At 59.2% G+C, this 17,286-nt stretch carries 16 protein-coding genes; 12 read left to right on the forward strand and 4 right to left on the reverse strand.

All coding sequences use genetic code 11. From position 1 onward, the window contains the following. The first annotated feature begins 149 nt into the window (after positions 1 to 149). Positions 150 to 1,298, forward strand: coding sequence for an acetylornithine deacetylase (argE, locus tag AC4PS7_RS20930; RefSeq protein WP_106119509.1), 1,149 nt, complete (start codon positions 150 to 152; stop codon positions 1,296 to 1,298). Between the two features lie 135 nt (positions 1,299 to 1,433). Further along, entirely contained in the window at positions 1,434 to 2,735 is a 1,302-nt protein-coding gene (argA, locus tag AC4PS7_RS20935) for an amino-acid N-acetyltransferase (protein ID WP_010207355.1), read from the forward strand. Between the two features lie 117 nt (positions 2,736 to 2,852). On the opposite strand, the gene tauA is transcribed toward argA, so the two are convergent. Next, on the reverse strand, positions 2,853 to 3,839 hold the full coding sequence (gene tauA, locus AC4PS7_RS20940) for a taurine ABC transporter substrate-binding protein (RefSeq protein WP_492179727.1): 987 nt from the start codon (positions 3,837 to 3,839) through the stop codon (positions 2,853 to 2,855). A 370-nt stretch (positions 3,840 to 4,209) separates the two neighbouring features. Here tauA and AC4PS7_RS20945 point away from each other — a divergent pair, with 370 nt between their 5' ends. Next, on the forward strand, positions 4,210 to 5,574 hold the full coding sequence (locus AC4PS7_RS20945; protein WP_010207352.1) for an OprD family porin: 1,365 nt from the start codon (positions 4,210 to 4,212) through the stop codon (positions 5,572 to 5,574). Between the two features lie 273 nt (positions 5,575 to 5,847). After that, the gene (locus tag AC4PS7_RS20950) at positions 5,848 to 6,486 is read left to right on the forward strand and encodes a peroxiredoxin (protein ID WP_010207351.1); all 639 of its coding nucleotides are present in this window, start codon (positions 5,848 to 5,850) and stop codon (positions 6,484 to 6,486) included. A gap of 120 nt (positions 6,487 to 6,606) precedes the next feature. On the opposite strand, the gene AC4PS7_RS20955 is transcribed toward AC4PS7_RS20950, so the two are convergent. Continuing rightward, a complete protein-coding gene (locus tag AC4PS7_RS20955) occupies positions 6,607 to 6,804 on the reverse strand; it encodes a hypothetical protein (RefSeq protein WP_176331951.1) in 198 nt (65 codons plus the stop codon). Here AC4PS7_RS20955 and ssuE point away from each other — a divergent pair. From ssuE to AC4PS7_RS20985, 6 genes are all read left to right on the forward strand, one after another. Further along, positions 6,803 to 7,396 (forward strand): NADPH-dependent FMN reductase, encoded by a 594-nt coding sequence (gene ssuE / locus AC4PS7_RS20960; RefSeq protein WP_010207349.1) that lies wholly within the window; start codon positions 6,803 to 6,805, stop codon positions 7,394 to 7,396. The two genes, AC4PS7_RS20955 and ssuE, sit on opposite strands and share 2 nt — an antisense overlap. Before the next feature lie 107 nt (positions 7,397 to 7,503). Next, positions 7,504 to 8,472, forward strand: coding sequence for a sulfonate ABC transporter substrate-binding protein (locus tag AC4PS7_RS20965; protein WP_042570913.1), 969 nt, complete (start codon positions 7,504 to 7,506; stop codon positions 8,470 to 8,472). A gap of 25 nt (positions 8,473 to 8,497) precedes the next feature. After that, entirely contained in the window at positions 8,498 to 9,646 is a 1,149-nt protein-coding gene (gene ssuD / locus AC4PS7_RS20970; RefSeq protein WP_492179728.1) for an FMNH2-dependent alkanesulfonate monooxygenase, read from the forward strand. A gap of 9 nt (positions 9,647 to 9,655) precedes the next feature. Beyond that, positions 9,656 to 10,444, forward strand: a complete 789-nt coding sequence (ssuC, locus tag AC4PS7_RS20975) for an aliphatic sulfonate ABC transporter permease SsuC (protein ID WP_010207345.1) — start codon at positions 9,656 to 9,658, stop codon at positions 10,442 to 10,444. Further along, entirely contained in the window at positions 10,441 to 11,247 is an 807-nt protein-coding gene (gene ssuB / locus AC4PS7_RS20980; RefSeq protein WP_010207344.1) for an aliphatic sulfonates ABC transporter ATP-binding protein, read from the forward strand. Before ssuC ends, ssuB begins: the two co-directional genes overlap by 4 nt. Positions 11,248 to 11,275: 28 nt before the next feature. After that, complete coding sequence (locus AC4PS7_RS20985) at positions 11,276 to 11,491, forward strand: TOBE domain-containing protein (protein WP_003213899.1); 216 nt, start codon at positions 11,276 to 11,278, stop codon at positions 11,489 to 11,491. A gap of 109 nt (positions 11,492 to 11,600) precedes the next feature. Here the strand turns inward: AC4PS7_RS20985 and AC4PS7_RS20990 are convergent, their stop codons facing one another. Both AC4PS7_RS20990 and AC4PS7_RS20995 read right to left on the reverse strand, forming a co-directional pair. Further along, the gene (locus AC4PS7_RS20990) at positions 11,601 to 12,242 is read right to left on the reverse strand and encodes a TetR/AcrR family transcriptional regulator (protein ID WP_010207342.1); all 642 of its coding nucleotides are present in this window, start codon (positions 12,240 to 12,242) and stop codon (positions 11,601 to 11,603) included. 219 nt (positions 12,243 to 12,461) lie between these two features. Further along, positions 12,462 to 13,838: a glutamine synthetase family protein gene (locus AC4PS7_RS20995; RefSeq protein ID WP_010207341.1), complete on the reverse strand. Its 1,377-nt coding sequence runs from the start codon at positions 13,836 to 13,838 to the stop codon at positions 12,462 to 12,464. Between the two features lie 597 nt (positions 13,839 to 14,435). Between AC4PS7_RS20995 and AC4PS7_RS21000 the strand changes: the two genes are divergently transcribed. Beyond that, on the forward strand, positions 14,436 to 15,794 hold the full coding sequence (locus tag AC4PS7_RS21000) for a glutamine synthetase family protein (protein ID WP_003176780.1): 1,359 nt from the start codon (positions 14,436 to 14,438) through the stop codon (positions 15,792 to 15,794). A 58-nt stretch (positions 15,795 to 15,852) separates the two neighbouring features. After that, complete coding sequence (locus AC4PS7_RS21005) at positions 15,853 to 17,217, forward strand: aspartate aminotransferase family protein (RefSeq protein ID WP_010207340.1); 1,365 nt, start codon at positions 15,853 to 15,855, stop codon at positions 17,215 to 17,217. Positions 17,218 to 17,286 lie beyond the last annotated feature (69 nt).

The following is a 17,286-nucleotide window of genomic DNA, read 5'->3' on the forward strand; positions in this document are numbered from 1 at the left end:
ATCCAGGATCGGGAGCGCAGCCGGGGAAAAGAGTGGCTGCCAAGGTCGTGCAGTGTACAGGAGTGAGCCCGGCAACGTGCCGCAACGGTTTATTGTGTCGTGCAGATGGCTCTATAGTGAGGTTCATCCGGGAAGCTGAGAGACCGCGCATGCCGTTACCGTCCATGAAAGAGCAGTTCGCCGCATTGATTGCAGCGCCTTCTGTGAGTTGCACCCAGGCATCTCTCGACCAGACCAACCGCCCGGTGATCGATTTGCTTGCCAGTTGGCTGGGGGACCTGGGGTTCGCCATCGACATCCAGCAAGTCAGCCCTGGCAAGTTCAACCTGCTGGCCAGCTTCGGCAGTGGTCCCGGTGGCCTGGTGCTGGCGGGGCATAGCGACACGGTCCCCTATGACGCCGCACTGTGGAAGACCGATCCGCTCAAGCTGACGGAAGTCGACGGCCGCTGGGTGGGACTGGGCAGTTGCGACATGAAAGGCTTTTTCGCCCTGGCCATCGAAGCGGTGCTGCCCCTGCTGGACGAGCCGTTCAAGCAGCCGCTGCTGATCCTCGCCACCTGCGATGAAGAAAGCTCCATGTCCGGTGCCCGTGCATTGGCCGAGGCAGGGCGTCCGCTGGGCCGTGCAGCGGTGATTGGCGAGCCGACCGGGCTCAAGCCGATCCGCTTGCACAAAGGCGTGATGATGGAACGCATCGACATTCTCGGTCAAAGCGGCCATTCGTCGGATCCCAGCCTGGGCCACAGCGCCCTCGAAGCCATGCACGACGCCATCGGCGAACTGCGTGGCCTACGCCTGGGCTGGCAGCGCGAGTATCGCAACCCCCAATTCAGCGTGCCGCAGCCGACCATGAACTTCGGCTGCATCCACGGCGGCGATAACCCCAACCGCATCTGCGGCCAGTGTTCCCTGGAGTTTGATCTGCGGCCTTTGCCGGGCATGGATCCCGAGGTGCTGCGCGCCGCGATCCGGCAGAAGCTTGAACCGCTCGCCGAGCGCCATCAGGTCAAGATCGACTACGCGCCACTGTTCCCCGCAGTCCCTCCCTTCGAGCAACCGGAAGACGCCGAACTGGTGCGGGTGGCGGAACGATTGACCGGCCATCGTGCCGAAGCAGTAGCGTTCGGCACCGAAGCGCCTTATCTTCAGCGCCTTGGTTGTGAAACCCTGGTGCTCGGCCCCGGCGACATCGCGTGCGCCCACCAGCCGGGCGAGTACCTCGAAATGTCACGCTTGACGCCTACAGTGCGTCTATTGCGGGAACTGATCGAACATTACTGCCTGAAGCCTGCATAAATTAACCCCTGATTGTTCGTACATAGAAGGAGAGTGAGCGTGTCGCCAAGCCTGTTCCGACGATAACCATCAGCCCGCTGTGCGTTTTCACGACTCATCCTTTTTCGGCTGCTTTTTATTACAGGCCCAGGTTCCATGCCCGACTACGTAAATTGGCTTCGTCACGCTTCCCCTTACATCAACGCGCACCGCGACTGCACCTTTGTGGTCATGCTGCCCGGCGACGGTGTGGAACATCCCAACTTCGGCAACATCGTCCACGACCTGGTGTTGCTCCACAGCCTCGGCGTGCGCCTGGTATTGGTCCACGGCTCGCGCCCACAGATCGAAGCGCGCCTTGAAGCCCGTGGCCTGACCCCGGCTTACCACGAAGGCTTGCGCATCACTGATGCGGCAACGCTGGAGTGTGTGATCGACGCGGTTGGCCAACTGCGTATCGCCATTGAAGCGCGCCTGTCCATGGACATGGCGTCGTCGCCAATGCAGGGTTCGCGCCTGCGGGTAGCCAGCGGCAACCTGGTCACCGCGCGTCCTATCGGAGTATTGGAAGGCGTGGACTACCACCACACCGGCGAAGTGCGCCGCGTCGATCGCAAGGGTATCAATCGCCTGTTGGACGAGCGTTCCATCGTGCTGCTGTCGCCATTGGGGTACTCGCCTACCGGTGAGATCTTCAACCTGGCCTGCGAGGACGTCGCCACTCGCGCCGCCATCGACCTGGGTGCCGACAAGCTGCTGCTGTTTGGCGCAGACATGGGCCTGATCGATGAAAACGGTCGTCTGGTGCGCGAACTGCGTCCGCAACAAGTGCCCGCACACCTGCAGCGCCTGGGCAGCAGCAACTACCAGGCCGAGCTGTTGGATGCGGCCGCGGAGGCCTGCCGTGGCGGAGTAGGGCGCAGTCATATTGTCAGCTACGCCGAAGACGGCGCGTTGCTCACCGAACTGTTCACCCGCGACGGGGGCGGTACGCTGGTGGCCCAGGAGCAATTCGAACTGGTGCGCGAAGCGGCGATTGAAGATGTCGGTGGCTTGCTCGACCTGATCAGCCCGTTGGAAGAGCAGGGCATCCTGGTGCGCCGTTCGCGGGAAGTGCTGGAGCGCGAGATCGAGCAATTCAGCGTGGTGGAGCGCGAAGGCATGATCATCGCCTGCGCGGCGCTGTATCAGATCGCGGATTCGAATGCGGGGGAGCTGGCGTGCCTGGCGGTGAACCCGGAATATCGCCACGGCGCGCGCGGAGATGTGTTGCTGGAGCGTATCGAATCCCGTGCCCGAGCCCAGGGATTGAAGACCTTGTTTGTCCTCACCACCCGCACCGCCCACTGGTTCCGTGAGCGAGGTTTTGAGCCGAGCAGCGTGGACCGTCTGCCGTCGGCGCGGGCTTCGCTGTACAACTATCAGCGCAATTCGAAGATTTTCGAAAAGGCGCTGTAACTAAAAGCTGGGGCTGGCTTGTGTGGGAGCTGGCTTGCCAGCGATAGCATCACCTCGGTTCAACTGAGCACCGAGGCGCTTGCATCGCAGGCAAGCCAGCTCCCACAGGGAGCGCATTTATTTCGAGATAAATGTGTCGGTCACGAAGGCCGAGTAATCCGGCAATACCGTTTCAACCTTCCCTTGTTCCTTCAAGAACTTCGCCGTCTCCCCAATCGCCGTTGCTGTCCCGCCTTTAAGCAGCGCATCGGTTTGCTGTGCTTGCGCGTCTGGGAACGTCGTCCCGGCGAGCAGTTCAGGAATGTCCACAGCATTTGAGCCTGTCAGTTTCGCGATTTTCTGGACCGGCTCGGAATCCACGGTCCAGCCGTCCTTATGGGCCGCATACTCGGCAAATGAATCCAGCGTAACCTTGGCGAACTTGGCCACTATGTCAGGATGTTTTTCCGCAAAATCCTTGCGCGCCACCCACACTTCAAACGTCGGCGCGCCCCACTGACCCACCTGGGCCGCGTCTGTCAGGGTCTTGCCGGTCTTGCGGATTTCGCCCAGGGCCGGCGACCACACGAATGCACCGTCGATATCGCCGCGTTTCCACGCGGCGGCAATTTCGGCCGGTTGCAGGTTCACCACCTTGACTTGCCTGGTGTCCAGGCCCCAGTGCTTCAGTGCGCCGAGCAGGCTGTAATGCGAGGTTGAGACAAATGGCGTAGCGATGGTTTTGCCGATCAGATCCTTGGGTGCGTCAATGTGGCTGCCGTTACGCACCACCAATGCTTCAGAAGTATTGATCTGGGCCGATACGATGAACGCGACGATGGGTAGATTGCGAGAAGCCGCTGCCGCGAGGGGGCTGGAACCGAGATTGCCAATCTGCACATCGCCTGAGGCAATAGCGTTTACGACTTCCGGCCCACTGTTGAAACGGCGCCAGGCGATTTTCTCGCCGATGGCCTTCTCATAGAGGCCGTCGGCCTGTGGGACTTTGCTGGGATCGATGCCGGTTTGGTAGCCGATGGTTAAATCGGCCGCTTCGACACCAAAAGAAAGTATTAGTGACACAAAAACTGTAACAAATTGACGGGAGGATGTGCGTTTGGCCATGATGGCGTCGCCTTTTTGATCGTGGGTGACGTATGCAACTGTACGGCCACACTAATCGATCTAAAAAAGCGCTAACAAATACCCTTTAGGAATTAGCTTATGGAGCGGTTCGTCTAACCTGACAGGCCAGCATCATGGAAAGGCTTATTCCCAAATCGTATGAAAAAGAATGAAATAATTCTTTTTGGGTGTATGAAAAACTCATTACCCTGCAGGGACCAAATCAACTGCGATTAGACGAAGGTAGTAGACATACAAGGTTACGATTGACTTGGTAGTCACTATCTGGCGCTAATCGCGCATCTGTGGATCGAGGGCGTCAGACCCGAGACCAAAGAAATACAAAAATTAGAAATGAGAGGAGCGGTACATGAAGAAGTCCACCTTGGCACTGGCTGTAGCCCTGGGCGCAATCGCTCAGCAAGCAGGCGCTGCCGGTTTCGTTGAAGACAGTAAAGCAACACTGGGTCTGCGTAACTTTTACATCAATACCGACAACCGTAACGGTACCGGCGCGAACAAGAACGAAGAATGGGGTCAAGGCTTCGATCTGCGTTTCATCTCCGGTTATACCCAAGGCACTGTTGGCTTCGGTGTTGACGCTATTGGCCTGCTGGGTGTTCGCCTGGATTCGGGCGGCGGCACCAACGGCGCCACCAAGCCAAGCGGCGCCAACCCAGGCTCCTACGGCGGCACCATCTTCCCTAGCGAGCATAACGGCAAGGCCGTTAATGACTACTCCAGCCTGGGTTTGACGGCCAAAGCCAAGATCTCTCAGACCGAACTGAAGCTGGGTACCTTGCAGCCTAAGTTGCCTGTGATCATCACCAACGATGGTCGTCTGTTGCCACAGACGTTCCAGGGTGGCCAGATCACTACCAACGATATCAAGGACCTGACGCTGGTCGGCGGTCAGATCGAAAAAGCCAAGGGCCGTAACTCCAGCAGCAACGAAAACCTGTCGTTGTCGGGTGCTAACAGCCGTGGCGCTACCTGGCGTGACAGCAACAAATTCATCTACGCCGGTGGTGACTACAAGATCACCAAAGACCTGACTGCCCAGTATTACTACGGCAATCTGGAAGACTTCTACAAGCAGCACTTCCTGGGTCTGACCCACAACTGGGCTATCGGCCCGGGTGTTTTGAAGTCTGATCTGCGTTACTTCAACAGCTCCGATGATGGCGCCAACGGTAACGAATCCGCTTACTTCACCACTGGCAACTACCAAGGCTTCCGCGCCGGTAAGGGCAAGGTCGACAACAATCTGTACAGCGGCCTGTTCCTGTACACCGTTGCCGGTCACACCTTCGGTGGTGGTTATCAAGTCAGCAACGGCAGCAGCGACTTCCCTTGGTTGAACCAGGGCGACGGTTCGTCGGCTTACCTGACCACTGACATGCAGATCCAGAAGTTTGCCCGTGCCGGCGAACGTACCTGGCAAGCTCGCTACGCTTATGACTTCGCCAAGGTTGGCGTTCCTGGTCTGACCGCCGGTGTTGTCTACCTCAAAGGCAGCGACATCGACACCGTAGCTAACACCGCTTCTCGTACACAGTTCAACGGTCAGTCCGAGTGGGAACGTGACATCACCGTTGCCTACGTGATTCCAGAAGGTCCGCTGAAAAACCTCGGCGTGGCGTGGAAGAACGCTATGTGGCGCACCGACATCGCTGGCGCGCGTGATCAAGACGAAAACCGTCTGATCGTCAGCTACTCGATCCCGCTGTTGTAAGCCTGTAAAACCTTGCCCGGCGCAACGCCGGGCAGGGTGTCTTGCCGTTCAAGTCGGGCTAAACCCCCGCAAGCCCTTCCTGAACCCCTCTTTGTACAGCGTCTCAAGGCCTTCTCGAACCTTGGAAACGATGTTGCTCTTCGCCTTTGCCTACGTCCAATGAACAGATTTTTAATATTCCTTTATCGTCTAGATAAATCGATATTTATTCTTTTTAAATAATCCGCAAACCATGCACAGTGGGTTCCATAAGCACTCATCAGGAGCCACACCATGAGCCTAAGACTGGGCGATATCGCCCCCGACTTCGAACAGGATTCCAGCGCCGGCAAAATTCGTTTCCACGAGTGGCTGGGCGATAGCTGGGGTGTGTTGTTTTCCCACCCGGCGGACTTTACCCCGGTGTGCACCACCGAGCTGGGTTTCACCGCCAAGCTCAAGGACGAATTCGCCAAGCGCGGCGTCAAGGCTATCGCCCTGTCGGTTGACCCGGTGGACTCGCACCACAAGTGGATCGAAGACATCAACGAAACCCAGAACACGGTCGTCAACTTTCCGATCCTGGCCGACGCCGACCGTAAAGTGTCCGACCTGTACGACCTGATCCACCCCAACGCCAGTGACACCCTCACCGTGCGCTCCTTGTTCGTGATCGACCCGAACAAGAAGATCCGCCTGACCATCACCTACCCGGCCAGCACCGGCCGCAACTTCCACGAAATCCTGCGCGTCATCGACTCGCTGCAACTGACCGACAATCACAAGGTCGCCACGCCCGCCAACTGGCAGGACGGTGATGAGGTGGTGATCGTGCCGTCGCTCAAGGATGAGGACGAGATCAAGCAGCGCTTTCCGAAGGGTTACCGGGCGGTGAAGCCGTATCTGCGGCTTACCCCTCAGCCGAATCGTTAACGCAGGCCCAATGTGGGAGCGAGCTTGCTCGCGAAGGCAGGCTGTCAGTCGATGCATCCTTTAATGACACACCGCTTTCGCGAGCAAGCCCGCTCCCACATGTAAATCGCATTTCAAGGCTCACACAGCAGGGGTTTTCAGGCCGTTTTTACGGCCTTTTTTTTCGTCCGGCGATTCATCATCTGTATATTTCTTTAAGGAATAAACAAATGAAAAAATAAGATTTATAGATATATAAATCAGCTGATAAGGTCTGTTCCATCTTGGCGCTATCGCCACACAGCGAACCGCTGACACCTGCGCAAGGAATTCCTGCATGTTGGTCGTAACACTTGGAGGCAGTCCCAGCCAGCGCTCCCGCTCAGGGGTGCTGCTGGATAAAACCCGTCAGTGGTTGCAAGAAAAAGGCGTCGAAGTGGTGAGTTACCAGATACGGGATTTCCCGGCTGAAGACCTGCTGCATGCGCGCTTCGACAGTCCCAAGGTCATCGACCTGCTGCAACAAGTGGCTAATGCAGATGGCCTGGTGATCGCCACGCCGGTGTACAAGGCTTCGTTCTCCGGCGCGCTGAAAACCGTGTTGGACCTGCTGCCCGAGCGCGCCCTGGCCCACAAGGTCGTGTTGCCGATGGCCACGGGTGGCAGCATCGCCCACATGCTGGCCGTGGACTATGCCTTGAAGCCGGTGCTGTCGGCGCTGAAGGCACAGGAGTTGCTCCACGGTATCTTTGCCGAGGACAGTCAGATCGCTTACGGCGAAGGCAGTGCCCAGGCACAACTGGTGCCGGTACTCGAACACCGTTTGCACGAGGCACTGGAGACGCTGTACGACGCCATGGCCCGTCGCCCGAAACCGCTGGACCCCCACGTGTTGAATGAACGTTTGTTGAGTGCTCGCTGGAGCATTTAAGCCACATCGAAATGTAAAACCGAAATGTAAAAAACTCACCTTACTCAGCCGCCAACGGCCAAGCAGGTGCAGCCAACCCCCTAAACGCATTATTTGGAGAGAGCGCCATGCGCACTGTCATCTTGCGTCGTGGTCTGGTCGCACTGTTTGCTGCGGCTGTGTCCTTCGGCGCCATTGTTCAAGCTCAAGCCGCCGAGACCTTGCGGATCGGTTATCAGAAGTACGGCACGCTGGTGCTGCTCAAGGCCAAGGGCACGTTGGAAAAACGTTTGGCTGCCCAAGGCGTGAACGTGCAGTGGACTGAGTTCCCTGGCGGCCCGCAATTGCTGGAAGGCTTGAACGTCGGCTCCATCGACTTCGGCGTGACCGGCGAAACCCCACCGGTCTTCGCCCAGGCAGCCGGTGCCGACTTGCTCTACGTGGCCTACGAGCCGCCTGCACCGACCAGCGAAGCGATCCTGGTGCCGAAAGATTCACCGATCAAATCCGTGGCTGAGCTCAAGGGCAAGAAAGTCGTGCTCAACAAAGGCTCCAACGTGCATTACCTGTTGGTACGTGCCTTGAAAGATGCCGGCTTGAAATACACCGACGTGCAGGCCGTGTTCCTGCCGCCCGCCGATGCCCGTGCCGCCTTCGAGCGTGGCAGCGTGGACGCCTGGGTCATCTGGGACCCGTACCAGGCCGCCGCCGAAAAACAACTGCAAGCCCGCACCCTGCGTGATGGCACCGGCATCGCCGACAATCACCAGTTCTACCTGGCGACAAAGCCATACGCCCAACAGCACCCCGAAGTGATCAAGGCGCTGGTGGAGGAGGTACGCGCCGTGGGCGAATGGTCCAAGGCCAACCCACAGGAAGTGACTGAACAAGTGGCGCCGCTGCTTGGCCTGCCGGCTGACATCACCCTGACCTCGGTGAAACGCCAAGGCTACGGTGCACTGTTCCTGACCCCTGAAGTGGTGGCGGCCCAGCAGAAGATCGCCGACAGCTTCTACCAACTCAAACTGATCCCCAAGCCCTTGAACATCAAGGACGTGATCTGGACGCCACCCGCCGCCGTGGCCACAGCGCCGTAATCCGACTTCTTCAGGAGACAACTCCATGAGCCTCACTATTTTCTGGTTCCTGCCTACCCACGGCGACGGCCATTACCTTGGCACTGCCGAAGGCGCTCGCGCCGTTGACCACGGTTACCTGCAGCAAGTGGCCCAGGCCGCTGATCGCCTGGGTTTCGGCGGGGTGCTGATCCCTACCGGGCGCTCCTGCGAAGACTCGTGGCTGGTGGCCGCCTCGCTGATCCCGGTGACCCAGCGTCTGAAATTCCTTGTCGCACTGCGCCCCGGGATCATTTCCCCGACGGTAGCGGCGCGTCAGGCAGCAACCCTGGATCGTCTGTCCGGTGGCCGTGCGTTGTTTAATCTGGTCACCGGCGGTGATCCGGAAGAACTGGCCGGTGACGGCTTGTTCCTCAGCCACGAAGAGCGCTACCAGGCCTCGGTGGAATTCACCCGTATCTGGCGCCGTGTGCTGGAAGGCGAAACCGTGGATTACGACGGCGAGCACATCCGCGTCAAAGGCGCCAAGCTGCTTTACCCGCCGATCCAGCAACCGCGCCCGCCGCTATACTTCGGTGGTTCTTCCGAAGCGGCCCAGGACCTGGCAGCCGAGCAGGTGGAAATGGTGCTGACCTGGGGCGAGCCGCCGGCGGCCGTCGCGGAAAAAATCGAACAGGTGCGGGCCAAGGCCGCAAAAGTCGGACGCACCGTGCGCTTCGGTATTCGCCTGCATGTGATCGTGCGTGAAACCAACGATGAAGCGTGGAAAGCCGCCGACAAACTGATCTCCCATCTGGACGACGACACCATCGCCCGTGCCCAGGCCTCCCTGGCGCGTTTCGATTCCGTCGGCCAGCAGCGCATGGCCGCCTTGCATGGTGGTAACCGCGACAACCTCGAAGTCAGCCCCAACCTGTGGGCCGGCGTCGGCCTGGTCCGTGGCGGTGCGGGCACCGCGCTGGTGGGCGATGGCCCAACGGTGGCGGCACGCGTGAAGGAGTACGCAGCGCTGGGCATCGACACCTTTATCTTCTCCGGTTATCCACACCTGGAAGAGTCGTATCGCGTCGCGGAGCTGCTGTTTCCCCACCTGGATATCGAGCGTCCCGAGCTGCCGAAAAGCGCCGGCTACGTGAGCCCGTTTGGCGAGATGGTCGCCAACGACATCCTTCCCAAAGCTGCGTCACAGAGCTAAGGCAGCGCCATGAACTATGAAAAATTGAGCCACCGTGTGGCGCCCTGGGTACTGCCGGTTCTATTGCTGGTGGTGTGGCAGTTGTCGGTATCGGCGGGCTGGTTGTCGACCCGTATCCTGCCGGCCCCCAGCGCAGTGATTGAAGCCGGTATCAACCTGGTCGCCAGCGGCGAAATCTGGACCCACCTGGCCATCAGTGGCTGGCGTGCCGGCCTGGGTTTCCTGATCGGTGGCAGCATCGGCCTGGCCCTGGGCTTCATCACCGGCCTGTCGAAGTGGGGCGAACGCCTGCTGGACAGCTCGGTGCAGATGATCCGTAACGTGCCGCACCTGGCACTGATCCCGCTGGTGATCCTGTGGTTCGGCATTGACGAGACGGCGAAGATTTTCCTGGTCGCCCTCGGCACGCTGTTCCCGATCTACCTCAACACCTATCACGGCATCCGCAACGTTGATCCGGCACTGGTGGAAATGTCGCGCAGCTATGGCTTGTCCGGGTTCAGCCTGTTCCGCCAGGTGATCCTGCCGGGCGCGCTGCCGTCGATCCTGGTGGGCGTGCGCTTTGCCCTGGGCTTCATGTGGCTGACGCTGATCGTGGCGGAAACCATCTCGGCCAGTGCCGGTATCGGTTATCTGGCGATGAACGCCCGTGAATTCCTGCAAACCGATGTGGTGGTACTGGCCATCGTCATGTACGCCATCCTCGGCAAACTCGCGGACCTGGCGGCTCGTGGCCTGGAGCGTGTGTGGCTGCGTTGGCACCCGGCGTATCAAGTGAACAAAGGCGGTGTGGCATGACAGCTCAACAACCCCCGCGCCTGCTGAAGGGCATTCCCCTGGCGGTACGCAAGTTGCGCAAGGCCTTTGGCGCGCGCGAAGTGCTCAAGGACATCGACCTGCATATTCCGGCCGGCCAATTCGTGGCGGTGGTCGGGCGCAGCGGTTGCGGCAAAAGTACCTTGCTGCGCCTGCTGGCCGGTCTGGATAAGGCCAGCGGCGGCGAGCTGCTGGCCGGTTCCGCGCCATTGAGCGAAGCGATTGAAGACACGCGGCTAATGTTCCAGGAAGCACGGCTGCTGCCGTGGAAGAAGATCATCGACAACGTGGGGCTGGGGCTTAAAGGCGACTGGCGCCCCAAAGCGCTGGAAGCCTTGGAAGCGGTCGGCCTGGCTGAACGTGCCAATGAATGGCCGGCGGCGCTGTCCGGCGGGCAGAAGCAACGCGTGGCCCTGGCCCGCGCGCTCATCCATCAACCGCGTTTGTTGCTGTTGGATGAGCCGTTGGGCGCGCTGGATGCCTTGACCCGTATCGAGATGCAGCAACTGATCGAAAACCTGTGGCAGAAGCACGGTTTCACCGTGTTGCTGGTCACCCACGATGTCAGTGAAGCCGTGGCGATTGCCGACCGGGTGATCCTGATCGAAGACGGTGAAATCGGTTTGGACCTTATCGTCGACCTGCCACGCCCACGTGCCCGGGGATCACATCGCCTGGCCGCGCTGGAAGCCGAAGTGCTCAACCGTGTGTTGTCCCTGCCGGGCTCACCGCCGGAACCCGAACCTGTTTCACCGCTGCCTACGCAATTGCGCTGGGCTCAATAACTCACTTGTCCCATGAAGAGAGAACGACATGACTATTAAAGCTATCAACGTGCGTAACCAGTTCAAAGGCACCATCAAAGAAATCGTCGAAGGCGACGTGCTGTCGGAGATCGACGTGCAGACCGCTTCCGGCATCGTCACTTCCGTGATCACCACCCGTTCGGTCAAAGAGCTGGAGCTGGTGATTGGCAGCGAAGTGATTGCCTTTGTGAAGTCCACCGAGGTGTCGATCGCCAAGTTGTGATCGAGGATCGTTGTCGCTTTCGAGATCGCCTTCGCGAGCAAGCCCGCTCCCACATTTTGATGTGTGAACGGGCTTGCTCGCGAAGAGGCCGCCCCAATCGGTACAAGACTTAGTGCGCAGCCGGCCGCTTAGGCAAATACGCCGGTAAATAAAGCCCCACATACGCATCAAACACCCGCATCCCTTCATCCGCCATGCGTGGCGTAATCAGCCCATGCTGATGCACCGAGCGCGCATACACGCGGTCGCTCAACTCCAGCGCCAAGGCAAACACGTCCACATCGCTGGGCAATGTCGGCACTTCAAAGTGACGGTTGAACACGGTGAGCATCAAGTCACCCAGTTCCAGGTCATGCTGACGGTCGGCCTGGGTCACTTCGGTAAGCCCGTGCTGCGCCAGGATCAACTGGCGCGCGGCGGCGTCATGATCATAGATAGTGAGCATGCGCTGCTCGACGATGTAGGACAGGTCGCGCCAGTGTTTGAGTGAGTCATGCTCGATGGGCGCCTGGATGGCTGCCCGGAAAGCGGCGTGCACGTCAGCGGTCAACGCCTCCAACAATGCGGGCACGCTGGCGAAGAAGTGATACACCGACGACGGTGGGATCTGCGCCCGCTCGGCCACGCTGTAGATCGACAAACCCGCCACGCCTTCGGCAGCCAGCAAAGTGCGGGCAGCGTCGAGGATCGCGTCGATCCGGGCCTGGCTGCGAGCGCGGGGTTTGCGAGGGGCGGCGGGGCGGGTGGTCATGGAAGTCTCCTACAAGGCAGCGGGCATTGTATGAGCAGGAAGGTGTGTTGTCTGCCAGGCCGCCATCGCAGGCAAGCCAGCTCCCACATTTTGATCTGTGAATACATTCGAATGTGGGAGCTGGCTTGCCTGCGATGAAGCCAACTCGATCTAACTGAAAAAAACACAAAAAAACGCCGCAAACCCCTAAGGTCTGCGGCGTTTTTTTGCAGCAACCGTTTAAACGGTATGCAGGTACCAGTTGTACTCAAGGTCGGAGATGGAGTGTTCGAACTCTTCCAGCTCACTTTCCTTACAGGCGACGAAGATATCGATGTACTTAGGATCGATGTACTTGGCCATCACCTCGCTGTCGTCCAACTCACGCAGGGCATCGCGCAGGTTGTTCGGCAGGCTCTGTTCGTTCTGCTCGTAGCTGTTGCCTTCCACCGGTGCGTTCGGCTCGATCTTGTTGGTCAGGCCGTGGTGCACGCCTGCCAGGACCGAAGCCATCAGCAGGTAAGGGTTGGCGTCGGCGCCGGCCACGCGGTGTTCGATACGGACCGCGTCGGACGAGCCGGTCGGTACGCGGATCGCCACGGTACGGTTGTCCAGGCCCCAGCACGGCGAGTTCGGCACGTAGAATTGTGCGCCGAAACGACGGTAGGAGTTGACGTTGGGGCACAGGAACGCCATTTGGGCGGGTAGGGTCTCCAGCACACCGCCGATCGCGTGACGCAATGCGGCGTTCTGCTCGGGATCCTCGCTGGCAAAGATGTTCTTGCCGTCTTTGTCCAGGATTGAAATGTGCACGTGCAAACCGTTGCCTGCCTGGCCTGGGTAAGGCTTGGCCATGAAGGTGGTATCCATCTCATGGTCGTAGGCGATGTTCTTGATCAGGCGCTTGAGCAGCACCGCGTAGTCGCAAGCCTTGATCGGGTCGGCCACGTGGTGCAGGTTCACTTCGAACTGCGCCGGGGCACTTTCCTTGACGATGGCGTCGGCCGGGATGCCTTGCTCTTTTGCACCTTCCAGAATGTCCTGGAGGCAGTCGACGTATTCGTCGAGGTCGTCGATCAGGTAGACCTGTGTCGAGTGCGGGCGTTTGCCGGAGATAGGCGAGCGGGGCGGTTGTGGGCGGCCGTTCACGTTCTCCTGGTCGATCAGGTAGAACTCAAGCTCGAAGGCGGCGCAGATGGTCAGACCGAGGTCGTCAAATTTGCTTACAACTTGGCGGAGCACTTCGCGCGGATCGGCGAAGAAAGGTTCACCTTCAAGTTCGTGCATGGTCATCAACAATTGCGCGGTAGGGCGCTTTTGCCAAGGTTCATTGCACAGGGTGTCGGGGATTGGATAACAGATTCGGTCAGCATCACCGATGTCCAGGCCCAGGCCGGTGCTTTCCACCGTAGAGCCGTTGATATCCAGGGCAAATAAAGAGGCAGGCAGGTTAATGCCCTTCTCGTAAACCTTGTGGAGGCTGGTGCGTTCGATGCGCTTGCCGCGCACCACACCATTCATATCCGCAATTAGAAGGTCTACGTACAGAACCTCAGGATGATCCTTAAGGAACGCGTTCGCTTCGTTAAGCTGAACGGCACGCGGGGGTACCGACATGATGCAACACCTTTGTTGTTAAAAATATCAATCATTGATCTTTTCTGGTTTCAGTCAACCCGAACGGCATGCCGAAGTCAAGCGAGGCCTTTTTTGCCCTAAAAAAGCGCCGCGAAGGCTTTTTTGGGGCTTTTTGGGGCGGTTTTTTGGGTTTGAAGGGCTTGGGACTCGCAGGCTTGAGCGGGCCGTGTTGTATTTTTTACGGGGGTGTTGTGTAAAAAAATGAACAAGGCTAAGCTCGATTCAAACCCATAACAGCAATAATACCGGGGTGCTTCATGTGTCACCTGCCGCCCAACGGCGTCTTGGCCTGCTTCAGTCAGGCTGTGTCACCCGTCCAATCCTCCCGCGTGAATGCCCGCGCACCGGCCAATATTCTTGACGCCCGGGCCGACCTCTTTCTTGCCTCCTCATTTGCCACAGAACGGCATGCGCCTCGCCTGCTGCTCAAGATTGCGCACAACTTTGGCGTGAGGAATGCAACGCAGCAGCAAATGGCAGGTAAGCTCCTACCCTGAATGAAAAAACGACGCGGATGCTGCGTCAACCAACGCCTGGCCTTTAATGGATGCCAGGAAACCCAGCCCAGAGGCATTTATGAGTAACAACCTCGACCAGCTCACCGATTGGTTGAAAGACCACAAGATCACAGAAGTCGAATGCATGATTGGCGACCTCACCGGTATCACCCGGGGCAAGATCTCGCCGACCAACAAGTTCATCGCCGAAAAAGGCATGCGCCTGCCCGAGAGCGTGCTGTTGCAGACCGTGACCGGCGACTATGTCGAAGACGACATCTATTACGAATTGCTCGACCCGGCCGACATCGACATGATCTGCCGCCCCGACCAGAACGCGGTGTTCCTGGTGCCCTGGGCCATCGAGCCCACCGCCCAGGTGATCCACGACACCTACGACAAGCAAGGCAACCCGATCGAGCTGTCGCCGCGCAACGTGCTCAAGAAAGTCCTCAAGCTCTACGCCGACAAAGGCTGGCAGCCCATTGTGGCGCCGGAGATGGAGTTCTACCTGACCAAGCGCTGTGAAGACCCGGACTTCCCGCTGCAACCGCCGATTGGTCGTTCCGGCCGTCCGGAAACCGGCCGGCAGTCTTTCTCTATAGAAGCCGCCAACGAATTCGACCCATTGTTCGAAGACGTCTACGACTGGTGCGAGCTGCAGGAGCTGGACCTCGACACCCTGATCCACGAAGACGGCACCGCGCAGATGGAAATCAATTTCCGTCACGGCGATGCCCTGTCCCTGGCGGACCAGATCCTGGTGTTCAAGCGCACCATGCGAGAAGCCGCGCTCAAGCACGACGTGGCCGCCACTTTCATGGCCAAGCCGATGACTGGCGAGCCGGGCAGCGCGATGCACCTGCACCAGAGCATCATCGACATCGCTACTGGCAAGAACGTCTTCTCCAATGAAGACGGGACCATGAGCCAGCTGTTCCTCAACCACATTGGCGGCCTGCAGAAATTCATCCCTGAATTGCTGCCGCTGTTCGCCCCCAACGTGAACTCGTTCCGCCGCTTCCTGCCGGACACCTCGGCGCCGGTGAACGTGGAGTGGGGCGAAGAAAACCGCACCGTCGGCCTGCGTGTTCCGGATGCCGGCCCACAGAACCGTCGCGTGGAAAACCGCCTGCCGGGCGCTGACGCCAACCCGTACCTGGCGATCGCCGCCAGCCTGTTGTGCGGCTACATCGGCATGGTCGAAGGCCATAACCCGAGCGCGCCGGTGGTGGGTCGTGGTTACGAACGGCGCAACCTGCGCCTGCCGTTGACCATCGAAGACGCCTTGGAGCGCATGGAAAACAGCAAGACCATCGAAAAATACCTGGGTCAAAAATTCATCACGGGCTACGTCGCGGTCAAGCGGGCCGAGCATGAAAACTTCAAGCGCGTGATCAGTTCGTGGGAGCGGGAATTCCTGCTCTTCGCCGTCTGATGCGCCGGGCGCGTCCTTCACACGGCGCGCCCTCACCTGAAAAGTCTAGGAGATTGGTATGTCCAGCAACAACCCGCAAACCCGTGAATGGCAAGCCTTGAGCAGTGATCACCACCTGGCGCCGTTCAGCGACTTCAAGCAGTTGAAAGAGAAAGGCCCGCGCATCATCACCAAAGCCCACGGCGTCTACCTGTGGGACAGCGAAGGCAACAAGATCCTCGACGGCATGGCCGGCCTGTGGTGCGTGGCGATCGGTTACGGTCGCGATGAACTGGCAGACGCCGCCGCCAAGCAGATGAAAGAACTGCCGTACTACAACCTGTTCTTCCAGACCGCTCACCCGCCGGTGCTGGAGCTGGCAAAAGCCATTTCCGACATCGCGCCGGCCGGCATGAACCACGTGTTTTTCACCGGTTCCGGCTCCGAAGGCAACGACACCATGTTGCGTATGGTCCGCCACTACTGGGCGATCAAGGGCCAGCCAAACAAGAAAACCATCATCAGCCGCAAGAATGGCTACCACGGCTCCACGGTGGCCGGCGCCAGCCTCGGCGGCATGACCTATATGCATGAGCAGGGCGACTTGCCGATCCCGGGCATCACCCACATCGCACAGCCGTACTGGTTTGGCGAAGGCGGCGACATGAGCCCCGAAGAGTTCGGTGTATGGGCCGCCAACCAGTTGGAAGAAAAGATTCTGGAATTGGGCGTGGACAACGTCGGTGCCTTTATTGCCGAGCCGATCCAGGGCGCCGGTGGCGTGATCGTGCCGCCTGCGACCTACTGGCCGCGCATCAAGGAAATCCTCGCCAAGTACGACATCCTGTTCATTGCCGACGAAGTGATCTGCGGTTTCGGCCGCACCGGTGAGTGGTTCGGTAGCGATTTCTACGACCTCAAGCCGCACATGATGACCATCGCCAAGGGCCTGACGTCGGGTTACATCCCGATGGGCGGCCTGATCGTTCGCGATGAAGTGGTGGAAGTCCTCAACGAGGGCGGTGATTTCAACCACGGCTTCACTTACTCCGGTCACCCGGTTGCGGCGGCAGTGGCGCTGGAAAACATCCGCATCATGCGTGATGAAAAAATCGTTAATCGTGTGCACGACGAAACGGCACCGTATTTGCAGAAACGTCTGAGGGAATTGGCGGATCATCCGCTGGTGGGCGAAGTGCGTGGTGTGGGTATGCTCGGTGCCATTGAACTGGTACAGGACAAAGCCACGCGCAAGCGTTACGAAGGCAAGGGCGTTGGCATGATTTGCCGTACGTTCTGCTTTGAAAATGGCCTGATCATGCGCGCCGTGGGCGACACCATGATCATTTCGCCACCGCTGGTGATCAGCAAGGCAGAAATCGACGAGTTGGTGACCAAGGCTCGTCAGTGCCTGGACCTGACTTTGGCGGCACTGCAGGGCTAAGTGCTAGGCTCAGGACGCAGCGGCTTTCGGGCGCTGCGTCTGAGCAGTCAGAAATATGAGGGCCTTGGT

It is taken from the genome of Pseudomonas sp. DW-iso3, from assembly GCF_058725305.1.

What these genes read in the sequence shown, in the direction of transcription:
- ssuD (WP_492179728.1), top strand. Translation starts at nt 8,498, where the DNA reads ATGAGCCTCACTATTTTCTGGTTCCTGCCTACCCACGGCGACGGCCAT.
- AC4PS7_RS20965 (WP_042570913.1), top strand. Translation starts at nt 7,504, where the DNA reads ATGCGCACTGTCATCTTGCGTCGTGGTCTGGTCGCACTGTTTGCTGCG.
- AC4PS7_RS20985 (WP_003213899.1), top strand. Translation starts at nt 11,276, where the DNA reads ATGACTATTAAAGCTATCAACGTGCGTAACCAGTTCAAAGGCACCATC.
- AC4PS7_RS20995 (WP_010207341.1), bottom strand. Translation starts at nt 13,838, where the DNA reads ATGTCGGTACCCCCGCGTGCCGTTCAGCTTAACGAAGCGAACGCGTTC.
- AC4PS7_RS20955 (WP_176331951.1), bottom strand. Translation starts at nt 6,804, where the DNA reads ATGCAGGAATTCCTTGCGCAGGTGTCAGCGGTTCGCTGTGTGGCGATA.
- argA (WP_010207355.1), top strand. Translation starts at nt 1,434, where the DNA reads ATGCCCGACTACGTAAATTGGCTTCGTCACGCTTCCCCTTACATCAAC.
- ssuC (WP_010207345.1), top strand. Translation starts at nt 9,656, where the DNA reads ATGAACTATGAAAAATTGAGCCACCGTGTGGCGCCCTGGGTACTGCCG.
- ssuB (WP_010207344.1), top strand. Translation starts at nt 10,441, where the DNA reads ATGACAGCTCAACAACCCCCGCGCCTGCTGAAGGGCATTCCCCTGGCG.
- argE (WP_106119509.1), top strand. Translation starts at nt 150, where the DNA reads ATGCCGTTACCGTCCATGAAAGAGCAGTTCGCCGCATTGATTGCAGCG.
- AC4PS7_RS20945 (WP_010207352.1), top strand. Translation starts at nt 4,210, where the DNA reads ATGAAGAAGTCCACCTTGGCACTGGCTGTAGCCCTGGGCGCAATCGCT.
- AC4PS7_RS21000 (WP_003176780.1), top strand. Translation starts at nt 14,436, where the DNA reads ATGAGTAACAACCTCGACCAGCTCACCGATTGGTTGAAAGACCACAAG.
- AC4PS7_RS21005 (WP_010207340.1), top strand. Translation starts at nt 15,853, where the DNA reads ATGTCCAGCAACAACCCGCAAACCCGTGAATGGCAAGCCTTGAGCAGT.
- ssuE (WP_010207349.1), top strand. Translation starts at nt 6,803, where the DNA reads ATGTTGGTCGTAACACTTGGAGGCAGTCCCAGCCAGCGCTCCCGCTCA.
- AC4PS7_RS20990 (WP_010207342.1), bottom strand. Translation starts at nt 12,242, where the DNA reads ATGACCACCCGCCCCGCCGCCCCTCGCAAACCCCGCGCTCGCAGCCAG.
- AC4PS7_RS20950 (WP_010207351.1), top strand. Translation starts at nt 5,848, where the DNA reads ATGAGCCTAAGACTGGGCGATATCGCCCCCGACTTCGAACAGGATTCC.
- tauA (WP_492179727.1), bottom strand. Translation starts at nt 3,839, where the DNA reads ATGGCCAAACGCACATCCTCCCGTCAATTTGTTACAGTTTTTGTGTCA.